12 protein-coding genes and 1 riboswitch are annotated in these 14,123 nt (G+C 68.8%); of the genes, 11 read left to right on the forward strand and 1 reads right to left on the reverse strand.

The genetic code is table 11. The features are described from left to right. Positions 1 to 109 precede the first annotated feature (109 nt). From AQJ84_RS05315 to AQJ84_RS05360, 10 genes are all read left to right on the forward strand, one after another. Positions 110 to 718 carry a CDP-alcohol phosphatidyltransferase family protein gene (locus AQJ84_RS05315; RefSeq protein ID WP_030045809.1) on the forward strand — a complete coding sequence of 203 codons (609 nt, stop codon included), beginning with the start codon at positions 110 to 112 and terminating at the stop codon, positions 716 to 718. Positions 719 to 833: 115 nt separating this feature from the next. Then, positions 834 to 3,329 carry a mannose-1-phosphate guanyltransferase gene (locus AQJ84_RS05320; protein WP_030045806.1) on the forward strand — a complete coding sequence of 832 codons (2,496 nt, stop codon included), beginning with the start codon at positions 834 to 836 and terminating at the stop codon, positions 3,327 to 3,329. Between the two features lie 107 nt (positions 3,330 to 3,436). Next, positions 3,437 to 4,333, forward strand: a complete 897-nt coding sequence (locus AQJ84_RS05325) for a DUF881 domain-containing protein (RefSeq protein ID WP_225877489.1) — start codon at positions 3,437 to 3,439, stop codon at positions 4,331 to 4,333. After that, positions 4,330 to 4,662 (forward strand): small basic family protein, encoded by a 333-nt coding sequence (locus tag AQJ84_RS05330; protein ID WP_003988855.1) that lies wholly within the window; start codon positions 4,330 to 4,332, stop codon positions 4,660 to 4,662. The genes AQJ84_RS05325 and AQJ84_RS05330 overlap by 4 nt, the downstream gene beginning before the upstream one ends. A gap of 5 nt (positions 4,663 to 4,667) precedes the next feature. Further along, positions 4,668 to 5,525, forward strand: a complete 858-nt coding sequence (locus AQJ84_RS05335; protein ID WP_053190424.1) for a DUF881 domain-containing protein — start codon at positions 4,668 to 4,670, stop codon at positions 5,523 to 5,525. Between the two features lie 61 nt (positions 5,526 to 5,586). Beyond that, positions 5,587 to 6,492: an FHA domain-containing protein gene (locus AQJ84_RS40590; RefSeq protein ID WP_078632511.1), complete on the forward strand. Its 906-nt coding sequence runs from the start codon at positions 5,587 to 5,589 to the stop codon at positions 6,490 to 6,492. 42 nt (positions 6,493 to 6,534) lie between these two features. Beyond that, positions 6,535 to 7,272, forward strand: a complete 738-nt coding sequence (gene ftsR, locus AQJ84_RS05345; RefSeq protein ID WP_030045800.1) for a transcriptional regulator FtsR — start codon at positions 6,535 to 6,537, stop codon at positions 7,270 to 7,272. Between the two features lie 85 nt (positions 7,273 to 7,357). Further along, the gene (locus AQJ84_RS05350) at positions 7,358 to 7,831 is read left to right on the forward strand and encodes a bifunctional nuclease family protein (RefSeq protein WP_006144119.1); all 474 of its coding nucleotides are present in this window, start codon (positions 7,358 to 7,360) and stop codon (positions 7,829 to 7,831) included. 259 nt (positions 7,832 to 8,090) lie between these two features. Then, positions 8,091 to 8,735, forward strand: a complete 645-nt coding sequence (locus AQJ84_RS05355) for a MerR family transcriptional regulator (protein ID WP_079022611.1) — start codon at positions 8,091 to 8,093, stop codon at positions 8,733 to 8,735. Positions 8,736 to 8,792: 57 nt separating this feature from the next. Then, positions 8,793 to 10,226, forward strand: a complete 1,434-nt coding sequence (locus AQJ84_RS05360; RefSeq protein ID WP_030045798.1) for a DNA polymerase IV — start codon at positions 8,793 to 8,795, stop codon at positions 10,224 to 10,226. A gap of 196 nt (positions 10,227 to 10,422) precedes the next feature. On the opposite strand, the gene AQJ84_RS05365 is transcribed toward AQJ84_RS05360, so the two are convergent. Then, on the reverse strand, positions 10,423 to 10,794 hold the full coding sequence (locus tag AQJ84_RS05365) for a PRC-barrel domain-containing protein (protein WP_030044072.1): 372 nt from the start codon (positions 10,792 to 10,794) through the stop codon (positions 10,423 to 10,425). A 121-nt stretch (positions 10,795 to 10,915) separates the two neighbouring features. After that, a riboswitch (glycine riboswitch) is annotated at positions 10,916 to 11,012 on the forward strand. 176 nt (positions 11,013 to 11,188) lie between these two features. Between AQJ84_RS05365 and gcvP the strand changes: the two genes are divergently transcribed. Next, positions 11,189 to 14,074, forward strand: coding sequence for an aminomethyl-transferring glycine dehydrogenase (gene gcvP / locus AQJ84_RS05370; RefSeq protein ID WP_053192506.1), 2,886 nt, complete (start codon positions 11,189 to 11,191; stop codon positions 14,072 to 14,074). The last annotated feature ends 49 nt before the right edge of the window (positions 14,075 to 14,123 follow it).

Consider the following 14,123-nt stretch of genomic DNA (forward strand, 5'->3'; position numbering starts at 1 on the left):
TCCTTTTAGAGCTCTGGCTCTTGGGCACACAGCCCAAGAGCCAGAGCTTTTTTGCGTTGGGGTAAGGTCAGGGAGCATCGTTGGCTCGTTTCCCACAGGAGGCTCCCGGGTGGAGGTCCAGGAGACCCGCGTCCAGACGGACCGGGTCCTCACCATCCCCAACATCCTCAGCATGGCGCGGCTCGCCGGTGTGCCGCTCTTCCTGTGGCTGATCCTCAGGCCTGAGTTCGGTGGCCCCCAAAGTGACGGCTGGGCGCTTCTGGTGCTGGCCCTGAGTGGTATCAGCGACTACCTCGACGGCAAGCTGGCCCGGCGTTGGAACCAGATCAGCCCGCTCGGCCGGCTCCTGGATCCAGCCGCCGACCGGCTCTACATTCTCTCGACTTTGGTCGGTCTCACCTGGCGCGAGATTCTGCCCATCTGGTTGACCGCTGTACTTTTGGCGCGTGAGCTGGTTCTGCTGGTGATGGTGGGCATCCTCAGGCGTCACGGCTATCCGCCCCCGCAGGTGAACTTCCTGGGCAAGGCGGCCACCTTCAACCTGATGTATGCCTTCCCGTTGCTGCTGCTCAGTGACGGAAGCGGATGGATCGCGTCACTCGGTGCTATTTTCGGATGGGCGTTCGCCGGATGGGGTACAACCCTCTACTGGTGGGCAGGAGTCCTCTACGTGGTACAAGTCCGCCGCCTGGTTCGTGCGGACGCCATGGCCGGCTGAACTCGCCGATTGCGGCGACCGTATCGGCCCGATGGCCCGCAGTGGAAAAGTGCGGGACAATCTGGACGGGTGAAGTCGGCTATACCGTCATCTCTTAGAGGAGGACGCTTCCGACATGAAGGCCGTCGTGATGGCCGGAGGCGAAGGCACACGCCTTCGCCCCATGACCTCAAGCATGCCCAAGCCGCTCCTGCCGGTGGCCAACCGGCCGATCATGGAGCACGTACTTCGGCTGCTCAAAAGGCATGGGCTCAATGAGACCGTCGTTACCGTGCAGTTCCTGGCCTCGCTGGTCAAGAACTACTTCGGTGATGGTGAGGAGCTCGGTATGGAGCTCACCTATGCCAACGAGGAGAAGCCACTCGGTACCGCCGGAAGCGTCAAGAACGCCGAGGAGGCGTTGAAGGACGACGCTTTCGTCGTCATCTCCGGCGATGCCCTGACCGACTTCGATCTCACCGAGCTCATCAATTTCCACAAGGAAAAGGGCGCGCTGGTCACCGTATGTCTGACGCGTGTGCCCAACCCGCTTGAATTCGGTATCACGATCGTCGACGAGGAGGGCAAGGTCGAGCGCTTCCTGGAGAAGCCGACCTGGGGGCAGGTCTTCTCGGACACCGTGAACACGGGCATCTATGTGATGGAGCCCGAGGTCTTCGACTATGTCGAGGCCGATGTGTCGGTCGACTGGTCCGGTGACGTCTTTCCTCAGTTGATGAAGGAAGGCAAGCCCATCTACGGCTACGTGGCCGAGGGCTACTGGGAGGACGTCGGCACCCACGAGAGCTATGTGAAGGCGCAGGCCGACGTCCTGGAGGGCAAGGTCGACGTCGAGCTCGACGGTTTCGAGATCTCTCCGGGCGTCTGGGTGGCCGAGGGCGCCGAGGTGCATCCCGACGCTGTTCTTCGCGGCCCGCTCTACATCGGTGACTACGCCAAGGTCGAGGCCGGTGCCGAGATCCGTGAGCACACCGTCGTGGGCTCGAACGTCGTGGTGAAGAGTGGTGCGTTTCTGCACAGGGCCGTCGTGCACGACAACGTGTACGTCGGGCAGCACAGCAATCTGCGGGGCTGTGTGGTCGGAAGGAACACCGACATCATGCGCGCGGCCCGGATCGAGGACGGCGCCGTCATCGGCGACGAGTGCCTGATCGGTGAAGAATCGATCGTGCAGGGCAATGTGCGGGTGTATCCGTTCAAGACCATCGAGGCCGGCGCGTTCGTCAACACCTCGGTCATCTGGGAGTCCAGGGGCCAGGCGCACCTCTTCGGCGCCCGTGGCGTGTCCGGGATCCTGAACGTGGAGATCACGCCCGAGCTCGCCGTGCGCCTTGCCGGCGCCTACGCGACCACGCTCAAGAAGGGCTCGACCGTCACCACGGCGCGTGACCACTCACGTGGTGCCCGTGCGCTCAAGCGGGCGGTCATCTCGGCGCTGCAGGCCAGTGCCATCGACGTACGGGACCTGGAGAACGTGCCGCTGCCGGTGGCGCGGCAGCAGACCGCTCGGGGCAGTGCCGGCGGGATCATGATCCGGACCACGCCCGGGGTTCCGGACTCCGTGGACATCATGTTCTTCGACGGGCAGGGCGCGGACCTCTCGCAGGGCAGTCAGCGCAAGCTGGACCGGGTGTTCGCCCGGCAGGAGTACCGCCGTGCGTTCCCCGGCGAGATCGGAGACCTGCACTTCCCCGCGAGTGTCTTCGACTCGTACACAGGATCCCTGCTTCGCAACGTCGACATCACGGGCATCTCCGAGTCCGGGCTCAAGGCCGTCGTCGACGCGTCGAACGGCAGCGCCGGGCTGGTGCTGCCCAGTTTGCTCGGCAAGCTCGGTGTGGACTCGCTGACCATCAACCCGGGTCTCGACGAGTCCAGGCCCACCGAGTCGGCTGACACCCGGCGGTCCGGACTGGTGCGTCTGGGAGAGATCGTGGCGTCCGCGCGGGCCGCTTTCGGCGTGCGCTTCGACCCCGTCGGTGAGCGGCTTTCGCTGGTGGACGAGAAGGGGCGGATCGTCGAGGACGATCGTGCGCTGCTCGTCATGCTCGACCTGGTCGCCGCGGAGCGGCGCAGTGGGCGAGTCGCGCTGCCGGTGACCACCACCAGGATCGCCGAGCAGGTGGCGGCGTACCACGGCACGCAGGTGGAGTGGACGACCACCTCGCCCGACGATCTGACCCGCGTCGGACGTGACGAGACGACGATCTTCGGTGGGGACGGCAAGGGCGGGTTCATCGTTCCCGAGTTCAGCAGTGTCTTCGACGGCACGGCGGCCTTCGTACGGCTGATCGGGCTCGTGGCGCGGACGCAGTTGACGCTCAGCCAGATCGACGCGCGGATTCCGCGTGCACACGTCCTCAAGCGGGATCTGGCGACCCCGTGGGCCGTCAAGGGACTTGTGATGCGTCGGGTCGTCGAGGCCGCGGGAGATCGCTTCGTGGACACGACGGACGGCGTGCGGGTCGTGGAGACGGACGGGCGCTGGGTGATGGTGCTGCCCGATCCGGCGGAAGCGGTCACTCACCTGTGGGCGGAAGGCCCCGACGACGCCTCGGCGCAGGCCCTGCTCGACGAGTGGTCGGCGGTCGTGGACAGCGCCGGGCGCTGAAATCCACTGCACGCGCGCGTGCCGGACAAGTGTCCCCAAGGGGGCCTGTCCGGCACGCCGGTGGGGCCATTCGGAGGTAGTGGCCGCGACGTGCGACGATGTGCGGCATGCCGCAGCAGCCCCCCGTTCGGAGCACACCCACGCGCCCCTCGCGTCCGGACGCCTCCATGTCGCTGCTCACCAACGTCATGGACCACAGTCTTGACGACGGGTACGCGGAAGCCGCCGCCCGGAAGAAGGCCGCCGGCGACGGAGGGCTTCCGAAGACCCTGCGGGCGAAGCTGGGTCTGGCCGCCGGTCTGGTGCTCGCCGCGCTGGTCGTGACCGTCGGGGCCGCGCAGGCCAGGGTGGCCGCTCCCGTCGTCGCCAAGGAGCGCGAGGAGCTGATCGACCGTATCGACCGGGAGACCGAGGCGGCGGACAAGCTCGAGGACTCCGTCGACGAGCTGCGCGACGATGTCAGCGCGCGGCAGCGCGAGGCGCTCAGGGACAGTGGTGGCAGCGGCCAGGCGGAGCTCGTGGGCATCCTGTCGGGCGCCACGGAAGTGCACGGTCCCGGCGTGAAGCTCGTCGTGGACGACGCCAAGGAAGCCAGTACCGGAGGCGACGGCGACCCGCGGGAGACCTCCGGGTTCTCCGACACCGGGCGGGTGCGCGACCGGGACATGCAGCGCGTGGTCAACGGCCTGTGGGAGTCGGGCGCGGAAGCCGTCTCCATCAACGGGCAGCGGTTGACGGCGCTGTCGGCGATCAGGGCCGCGGGAGACGCGATACTGGTCGACAACAAGCCGCTCGTTCCGCCTTATACGGTGCTTGCGGTGGGGGACGGTAAGCGGCTGAGCACCAGGTTCCAGGACAGCGCCGACGGCCTGTACCTGCATGCCCTGCAGGAGAACTACGGCATCCGGACCGCCATTTCCGCGGAGGACGACCTCCGGTTGCCCGCCGCACCGAGTGTGATCGTACGTACAGCACAGCCGAGAAGTGAGAAGGGCACATCGTGATCGCCGTACTGGGCCTCGTCGTGGGAGTCGTGGCCGGACTGTTGGTCCGGCCCGAGGTTCCGGCGGTCGTCGAGCCTTATCTGCCGATCGCCGTGGTGGCGGCGCTCGACGCCGTCTTCGGGGGGCTGCGGGCCATGCTCGACGGCATCTTCGACGACAAGGTCTTCGTCGTGTCGTTCCTGTCGAACGTGGTCGTGGCCGCACTGATCGTGTTCCTGGGCGACAAGTTGGGCGTCGGTGCCCAGCTGTCCACGGGTGTCGTCGTGGTGCTCGGGATCCGGATCTTCTCCAACGCCGCGGCGATCCGCCGGCACGTGTTCCGGGCGTGAGGCCGATGAGCGACAAGGACGAGACGCCGGACAACGGGCTGCGCAGGGAACTGCCGAAGGAAGTGGCCGCGGAAGTGGCCGCGGAAGTGGCCGCGGAAGCCGCCGCGCCGACTGGAGCCGCCCCCGAGGAGTCGCCGCAGCTCACCGGCCGCCAACGGCTGGCGAAGGGGCTGTGGCCGCCACGTGTGACGCGGGCCCAACTCATCGTCGCGGTGCTGCTGTTCGGGCTGGGTTTCGGTCTGGCCGTGCAGGTGGCGTCGAACAGCGACAGCGACAGCGCGCTGCGGGGCGCGCGACAGGAAGATCTTGTACGCATCCTCGATGAACTGGATGACCGTACTCAGCGTCTTGAAGACGAGAAGCAGGGCCTCGAGACGCAGCGGGACGAGCTGGAGAACAGCTCGGACCAGGCCGAGGAGGCCCGCAAGCAGACAGTCGAGAAGGAGAAGCAGCTGGGCATCCTCGCGGGCACGGTGGCCGCACAGGGGCCCGGCATCACGATGACCATCGGCGACACGAAGGGGACGGTCGAGGCCGACATGCTGCTCGACGCGATCCAGGAGCTGCGTGCCGCCGGAGCGGAGGCGATCCAGGTGAACGGCGTGCGGGTGGTCGCGGGGACCTACCTGGCGGACTCCGACAAGACCGTGAGTGTCGACGGGAACAAGATCAACGCCCCCTATCGTTTCAAGGTCATCGGCAAGCCGCAGGACCTCGAACCGGCGCTCAACATCCCTGGAGGCGTGGTGCAGACTCTCGAGAAGGAGCAGGCCACCGTGACCGTCGAGCAGTCGGACAAGATCGTCGTGGACGCCTTGCGGGCGGCGAAGCGGCCTGACTACGCTCGGTCGTCCTCCCAGTGAACCGGGGGTGCATGGGGGGCGTCCGGCAAGGGCATGAGGTTGCGGGGGGTCGGCGCACCGAATGGGTGGTGCGTGGTGGAAACTGTCTGGTGGATACGGACGTTGTGAGGGTGTCCGGGTCGACCGGTGTGTTCAATCAGGGTTCGTCCTGCCCCACGGGCGGGTCTGTTTCGGTCAAGGGGAATCGCCCGTGAAGTTGTTTGCGAAGTTGTTCGGCAAGAGCGCGCGAGAGGGCAGCGACAATGCGACCGCGCGCCATCGCGCACAGCCCGATGCGGAAGGCCAGCGCCCGCTGTTCCGGGACCAGGTCGGTGGTCCGGGCAGCGACATTTCCGGTGGTCAGGGCGCGCCGTCGGTTGACCCCGCCCAGTCCGGAGACATAGGTTTCGGGCAACCGTCAACCTCAAGTACGGGTGGAGGGTTTTCCCCTATGTCAGCCCTGGTGTGTACGAGGTGCGGTAACCGGAACGCGGAGAACAGCCGCTTCTGCTCCAACTGCGGTGCTCCGCTGCGGCCCGGGGCCACGCCCGAGCGCCCCTCCGAGACGACGTCCACGATCTCCATCTCCGGACTCGAGGCCTACGACGCCGAGGTCACGGGCCAGACGCAGATGCCCATGCTCTCCCCGGAGGCGCAGGCGGCCGTCGACGCGCTGCCGCTGGGATCGGCGCTCCTGGTGGTGCGCCGCGGACCGAACTCGGGCAGCCGCTTCCTGCTGGACGGCGACCTGACCACGGCCGGGCGCCACCCGCAGAGCGACATCTTCCTGGACGACGTCACGGTCTCCCGCCGGCACGTGGAGTTCCGTCGCGGCCAGGACGGCTCCTTCACGGTGGCCGACGTGGGCAGCCTCAACGGCACGTATGTCAACCGGGAGCGGATCGACCAGGTCGCTCTGAACAACGGAGACGAGGTGCAGATCGGCAAGTACCGGCTGGTCTTCTACGCGAGCCAGCGGGGCTACTGACCCTTCCCCGGACACCGTCAGGGGGGACCCCCAGGAAGGTCCATGCTGCGAACACCGAGCGGCGGTTCCGGGCACGGTACCGCCGCCACGGACAGTGGGCTGATGAGCATCGGCGCGGTGCTGACAGCGCTGCGCGACGAGTTCCCCGAGGTCACCATCTCCAAGATTCGTTTCCTGGAGTCGGAGGGGCTCATCGAGCCGCAGCGGACCCCCTCGGGGTATCGCAAGTTCAGCGCCGGTGACGTCGAGCGTCTCGGTCACGTCCTGAGGATGCAGCGGGACCACTATCTGCCGCTCAAGGTGATCCGTGAGCACCTGGACGCCATGGAGCGCGGTGAGGCGCTGCCTCTGCCGACGGTGGGGCGCCAGCGGGACGGCGAGCTCGTCCAGGAGGTCGCCGAGGGGCCGACCGCGGCCAGGATCGGGCGGGACGAGCTGATGGCCGCCGCCGAGATCGGTGAGCGGGAACTGCAGGAGTGGGAGTCGTACGGGCTGATCACTCCGCTGCCCGACGGGGCTTACGACGCCGAGGCGGCGACCGTGGCCTCGCTCGTCGCCGAGCTGGGACGGTTCGGGATCGAACCGCGGCATCTGCGGGTGATGAAGGCGGCGGCGGACCGCGAGGCCGGGCTGGTGGACCAGGTGGTGGCCCCGCTGAGGCGCCATCGCAATCCGCAGACCAGGGCCCACGCGGAGGCCCGTGCGAAGGAACTGGCCGGGCTTGCGGTCAGGCTGCACGCGGCGCTCGTGCAGACCGCTCTCGGCGTGCGACTTCCTTGATACGGGCGGGTTCGCACGGGCCGGATCGGTCGCCCGTTCTCGGCCCGACTACCCAAACGTCCCGGGCACGGCCTAGGGTTGCTGTGTGAACGAGCTCGATGTCGTAGGTGTCCGGGTCGAAATGCCCTCCAACCAACCGATCGTGCTCCTGCGTGAAGTGGGAGGCGACCGCTACCTCCCCATCTGGATCGGGCCTGGGGAGGCTACTGCGATCGCCTTCGCGCAGCAGGGCATGGCCCCTGCCCGACCGCTGACCCACGACCTGTTCAAGGACGTGTTGGAGGCCGTCGGCCAGGAGCTCACCGAAGTGCGCATCACCGACCTGCGTGACGGTGTGTTCTACGCGGAGCTGGTCTTCGCCAGCGGCGTCGAGGTGAGTGCCCGTCCGTCCGACGCCATAGCGCTTGCCCTGCGCACCGGAACGCCCATCTACGGCAGCGACGGCGTGCTCGACGACGCCGGGATCGCCATCCCGGACGAGCAGGAGGACGAGGTGGAGAAGTTCCGCGAGTTCCTCGACCAGATCTCGCCCGAGGACTTCGGTACCAGCAGCCAGTGAGGTGCGTGCGGCCCGGCGGGCGCGTGCCTCCGCTGGGCTCGTCCACCTCCGTTGACGCCTCGAATGCAGGCATTTGCCAGTGGCGCCTGAGAGAGTCCTGCGGCTCGCTCGGAGCGCATTCGGCTAGCCTTTCCCCGCGGTTGGGTACGGGAAACCACTCGTAGGGTGATTATCACCCGGCGTGCCGAGTGTGGCGATCGTTGACGCGCCCCTGGTGACTGCCTACCGTCGAGAAGGCAGGTCAAGGACGGAGGTCGGCGTGAGCAGCAGCGGCGGCGGTACGGCTGGGGGTGCCCCCGGACGGAGTTTCGGGGAGGGCGGCCCGTACCCGCTTCACAGCAACGCGACCGATCACGCTCTGCAGCGACCGACGGCCGTGCCGAGCAGCGGAGGGGCGACGTCCATGGCGTCCGAGCAGATCGGCTACCGCGGTCCGACGGCCTGTGCGGCCGCCGGCATCACCTACCGGCAATTGGACTACTGGGCCCGCACGGGCCTCGTTGAGCCGAGTGTGCGCCCCGCCCACGGGTCGGGGACGCAGCGTCTGTACAGCTTCCGGGACGTGGTCGTCCTGAAGATCGTGAAGCGCTTTCTCGATACCGGCGTGTCCCTGCAGAACATCCGCACCGCCGTGCAGCACCTCAGGGAACGCGGTTTCTGCGACCTGGAGCGGATGACGCTGATGAGCGACGGCGCCACGGTCTACGAGTGCACCTCGCCGGACGAGGTGCACGCGCTGCTCCAAGGCGGTCAGGGCATCTTCGGGATCGCCGTCGGTGTGGTGTGGCGGGACGTGGAAAGCGCGCTCTCGCAGCTGCACGGGGAGCGCGTCGACACCGGGGAGACCCTCGTGGGGCACAACCCCGCGGACGAGCTGGCGCGGCGGCGCAACCGGGCGGTCTGAGGGCCGGCCTGGTTCGCCCGGGCGGCAATGTCAGTGGCGTAGGGCAGCATCGGAGATGTGAGAAGCGCGCCCACGATCCTGCATCTCGACATGGATGCCTTCTTCGCCTCGGCGGAGCAGGCATCCAAGCCGAGCCTGCGCGGGAAGGCCGTCGTCGTGGGCGGGCTCGGGCCGCGAGGCGTGGTGGCCACGGCGTCCTACGAGGCGCGGGTGTTCGGGGTCCATTCGGCGATGCCCATGGCCCAGGCGCGGCGGCTCGCTCCGAACGCCGCGTATCTGGTGCCGCGGTTCGCGTTCTACCGGGCGATCAGCGAGCAGGTGATGGGGCTGCTGCGGGCGCTGTCGCCGCTGGTGGAGCCGTTGAGCCTGGATGAGGCGTTCGTGGACCTGGAGGCTGGGGGAGCGGCCTGGGACGACGCATCGGCACGACTGGCGGGGAGCAGGCTGCGGGCCGACATACGCGAGGTCACGGGGCTCACGGGATCGGTGGGCCTCGCCGCCTGCAAGATGCTCGCGAAGATCGCCTCGGAGCAGGCCAAGCCCGACGGGCTCGTGGTCATCGAGCCGGGGACCGAGCGGGCGCTGCTGGGGCCGTTGTCGGTGCGGACGCTGCCGGGGGTGGGGCCGGCGACGGGCGACCATCTGCGGCGGGCCGGGATCCACACGGTCGACGAGATCGCCGAGGCGGGCGAGGACGAGCTCGTGCGGCTGCTGGGCAAGGCGCACGGGCACGCGTTGTACGCGATGGCGCTGGCGCGGGACGAACGGCCGGTGGTGGCCGAGCGGGAGACGAAGTCGGTGTCGGTGGAGGACACGTACGACGTCGACATCCACGACCGGGTCCGGGTGGGGCTGGAAGTGCAGCGGCTGGCCGACCGGTGTGTGCGGCGGCTGCGGGGTGCGGGGCTGTCCGGGCGGACCATCGTGCTGAAGGTGCGCCGGTACGACTTCTCGACGCTGACCCGGTCCGAGACGCTGCGGGGGCCCACGGATGATCCGGGGGTGGTGCGGGAGGCTGCCGCTCGGTTGCTGGACTCCGTGGACACGACGGGCGGTGTGCGGCTGCTGGGAGTGGGCGTGAGCGGGCTGGCCGACTACACGCAGGAGGATCTGTTCGCGCAGGCCGCGGGGGAGCGAGAGGACTTCGCGGCGGTGGAGGACGCCGACGAGGCGCCTGCGGAGGTACCTGCCGTGCCGGTCGAGCGGCGGTGGGCGTCGGGGCACGATGTGCGGCACGCGGAGTTCGGGCACGGGTGGGTGCAGGGGAGTGGGCTCGGGCGGGTGACCGTGCGGTTCGAGACGCCTGATTCGGGGCCGGGGCGGGTGCGGACGTTCCGGGTCGACGATCCTGGGCTGGAGGCGGCGGATCCGTTGCCGCTGGTGGCGTGGAGGCCGGACGAGCCGGGGGCGTCGGGTGAGCCTGGTGTGGGTGGGGGGCCTTCCGTGGGTGGGGAGTCGGCGGTGGGTGGGGGGCGTGTTCGGGCGGACTGAGGTCGGTGGGGCTGGGCTTGTGGGGGTTGCAGTGGGGCTGGCCTCGTGGGGGCCGGGGGTGGCCGGCGCGGGTTGGCGGGGCTGGGGCTGGGGCTGGGGAGGGGTGCCCAGCCCGGCGTGGCGGGGTGCCGCCCGCGCTTACCCGTGCCGCCCCAGCGGCACGGCTGCCCGCGGATGGACGGAGTGGGCGGCAGGGTCAGGCCTCGTCTTTGTTGGCCAGCTTGCCGAAGTCGTGGTCCGGGAAGGGGGGCGGGGCGGCGATGTCGAGGCCGTAGTGGTGGTAGAGCTGGAGTTCCTGTTCGGGGGAGAGGTGGCGGCCCACTCCGAAGTCGGGGGCGTCCTTGATCAGGGCGCGGTCGAAGGGGACGTGGAGGGTGCCCTCGACCAGTTCGCTGGGCTCCAGGGGGACGAAGGCGTCCCTGGAGAAGAGGCCGGTACGTATGGCGGCCCACTCCGGTACGCCGGTCGCGTCATCGAGGTAGACCTCGTCGATGGTGCCGAGCTTGGTGCCGTTGCGGTCGAACGCCTTGCGGCCGATCAGATTGCGTGGATCGATGTCGGTCTGCACGGGCCCTCCACTTGGTTACGACTCGCAACTCATCCGTAAGCACTACAAAAGAGCACATTGAGGAACGCGGCCACTCGAAGGCCGGGGTGTTGGCCTCGCTGGTACGCTGGCAAACGGCTGCTGACCCCGTGCGGGAGAGTCCTCCGGACACCATCCGGAGGCGCCGAAGGAGCAAATCCTCCCCGGAATCTCTCAGGCTCACGTACCGCACGGACGAGGTCACTCTGGAAAGCAGGGCGGGTGTCACGGCTTCCGCTCTCACCGACGGTGAAAGCCGGATGCCCTCGTGGTGGTCCGGTGAAGCTCTCAGGTTGAGATGACAGAGGGGGAGGCCGTCCGGGTACCCGTGCCGTGGTGCCCCTCGAAGGTCGCGTCAGACCAGGAGGCCTCCGCAATGACCGCCCACCGCATTCCGCTCGACGAGCTCGAGAAGGGCATTCCCTTCGAACAGCGCCACATCGGCCCCGACCATGAGGCTCGGGCCAAGATGCTCGCGCAGGTCGGGTACGGCTCGCTGGACGAGCTCACCGCCGCTGCGGTGCCGGACGTGATCAAGAACGCCGACGCGCTGGAGCTGCCGGACGCCCGCACCGAGGCGGAGGTGCTCGCCGAGCTGCGATCGCTGGCCGACCGTAACCAGGTCCTCGACTCCATGATCGGGCTCGGGTACTACGGCACCTTCACGCCGCCCGTCATCCTGCGCAACGTGATGGAGAACCCGGCCTGGTACACGGCCTACACGCCGTACCAGCCTGAAATCTCGCAGGGGCGGCTGGAAGCACTGCTGAACTTCCAGACCATGGTCGCCGAGCTGACCGGGCTGCCCACCTCGGGTGCCTCGCTGCTCGACGAGGGCACGGCCGCGGCCGAGGCCGTGGCGCTGTCGCGGCGGATGGGCAAGAACAAGAAGGGCCTCTTCCTGATCGACGCGGACGCCCTGCCGCAGACGATCGCCGTGATCCGGACCCGGTCCGAGCCGACGGGCGTGGAGGTCGTCGTCGCCGACCTGAGCGACGGCATTCCGGCCGAGATCGCCGGGCGCGAGATCAACGGCGTGCTGATTCAGTACCCGGGCGCCTCCGGTGCCGTGCGGGACATCAAGCCGGTGATCGACCAGGCCCACGAGCTCGGCGCGCTCGTGACCGTCGCCGCCGATTTGCTCGCCCTGACACTGCTGAAGTCCCCGGGTAAGCTCGGCGCGGACATCGCGGTCGGGACGACGCAGCGCTTCGGTGTGCCGATGGGCTTCGGCGGGCCGCACGCCGGCTACATGGCCGTGCACGAGAAGTTCGCGCGCAGCCTGCCCGGGCGACTCGTGGGTGTGTCCGTGGACGCCGACGGGAACAGGGCGTACCGACTGGCGCTGCAGACCCGTGAGCAGCACATCCGGCGGGAGAAGGCGACCAGCAACATCTGCACCGCGCAGGTGCTGCTCGCCGTGATGGCCGGCATGTACGCCGTCTACCACGGGCCCGACGGGCTCAGGAGCATCGCCCGGCGTACCCACCGGTACGCCACGATCCTCGCCCAGGGCCTCAGGGACGGCGGCGTCGACGTCGTGCACGGGTCGTACTTCGACACGCTGACCGTGCGGGTGCCGTCGAAGGCCGCCGAGGTCGTCGCCGCCGCGCGGGTGAACGGGGTCAACCTGCGACTCGTCGACGCCGACCACGTCTCCCTCGCCTGCGACGAGACCACTCTGCGGGCCCAGCTGGGCGCCGTGTGGAACGCGTTCGGGGTCGAGGGCGACATCGAGGCGCTCGACGCGGTCGCCGAGGAGACCCTTCCGGACGGGCTCCTGCGGTCCGACGAGTACCTGACGCACCCCGTCTTCCACCAGTACCGCTCCGAGACCGCGATGCTGCGCTACCTGCGCCGGCTGGCCGACCGGGACTACGCGCTCGACCGCGGCATGATCCCGCTGGGCTCCTGCACCATGAAGCTCAACGCGACCACCGAGATGGAGCCCGTCACCTGGCCCGAGTTCGGGCAGCTGCACCCCTTCGCGCCCGCCGAGCAGGCGCAGGGCTACCTCACGCTCATCCGTGAGCTGGAGGAGCGGCTCGCCGAGGTCACCGGGTACGACAACGTGTCGCTGCAGCCCAACGCCGGGTCGCAGGGTGAACTGGCCGGACTGCTCGCCGTACGCGGGTATCACCGTGCCAACGGGGACGAGCAGCGGACCGTGTGCCTCATCCCGTCGTCGGCGCACGGGACGAACGCCGCCAGTGCCGTGATGGCGGGCATGAAGGTCGTCGTCGTGAAGACCGCCGGGGACGGCGAGATCGACGTCGAGGACCTGCGGGCGAAGATCGAGCAGTACCGGGACGAGCTGTCCGTGCTGATGATCACCTACCCGTCGACGCACGGTGTGTTCGAGGAGCACGTCGCCGACATCTGCGCGCAGGTGCACGAGGCGGGCGGGCAGGTGTACGTCGACGGCGCCAACCTCAACGCGCTGGTGGGGCTGGCCAAGCCGGGGCACTTCGGCGGCGACGTCTCGCACCTGAACCTGCACAAGACCTTCTGCATCCCGCACGGTGGCGGCGGTCCCGGCGTCGGGCCGGTCGGTGTACGCGCGCACCTGGCGCCGTATCTGCCGAACCACCCGCTGCAGCCCGCGGCCGGGCCGGAGACGGGTGTCGGGCCGATCTCGGCCGCGCCGTGGGGTTCCGCGGGGATCCTGCCGATCTCCTGGGCGTACGTCCGGCTCATGGGTGGCGAGGGGCTCAAGCGGGCCACGCAGGTGGCGGTGCTCTCGGCGAACTACATCGCCAAGCGGCTGGAGCCGCACTACCCCGTGCTGTACACCGGCCCGGGCGGGCTGGTCGCGCACGAGTGCATCATCGACCTGCGCCCGCTGACCAAGGCGACCGGGGTGAGCGTCGACGACGTCGCCAAGCGGCTCATCGACTACGGCTTCCACGCGCCGACCATGTCCTTCCCGGTGGCCGGGACGCTGATGATCGAGCCGACCGAGTCCGAGGACCTGACCGAGCTCGACCGCTTCTGCGAGGCGATGATCGCCATTCGTGCGGAGATCGAGAAGGTCGGCTCGGGCGAGTGGTCCGCTGACGACAACCCGCTGCGGAACGCCCCGCACACCGCCGGTGCGCTGGGCGGGGAGTGGGAGCACGCGTACACGCGCGAGGAGGCCGTCTTCCCGGCCGGTGTGTCCGTCGCGGACAAGTACTGGCCGCCGGTGCGCCGTATCGACCAGGCCTTCGGTGACCGCAACCTCGTCTGCTCCTGCCCGCCGCTGGACGCGTACGAGGACTGACACGTCGTAGCGGTTGAAGGTACTGAGGGCTCCGTCCGGAAGGGCGGAG

The organism is Streptomyces resistomycificus, assembly GCF_001514265.1.
In the GTDB taxonomy this organism is placed as follows: domain Bacteria; phylum Actinomycetota; class Actinomycetes; order Streptomycetales; family Streptomycetaceae; genus Streptomyces; species Streptomyces resistomycificus.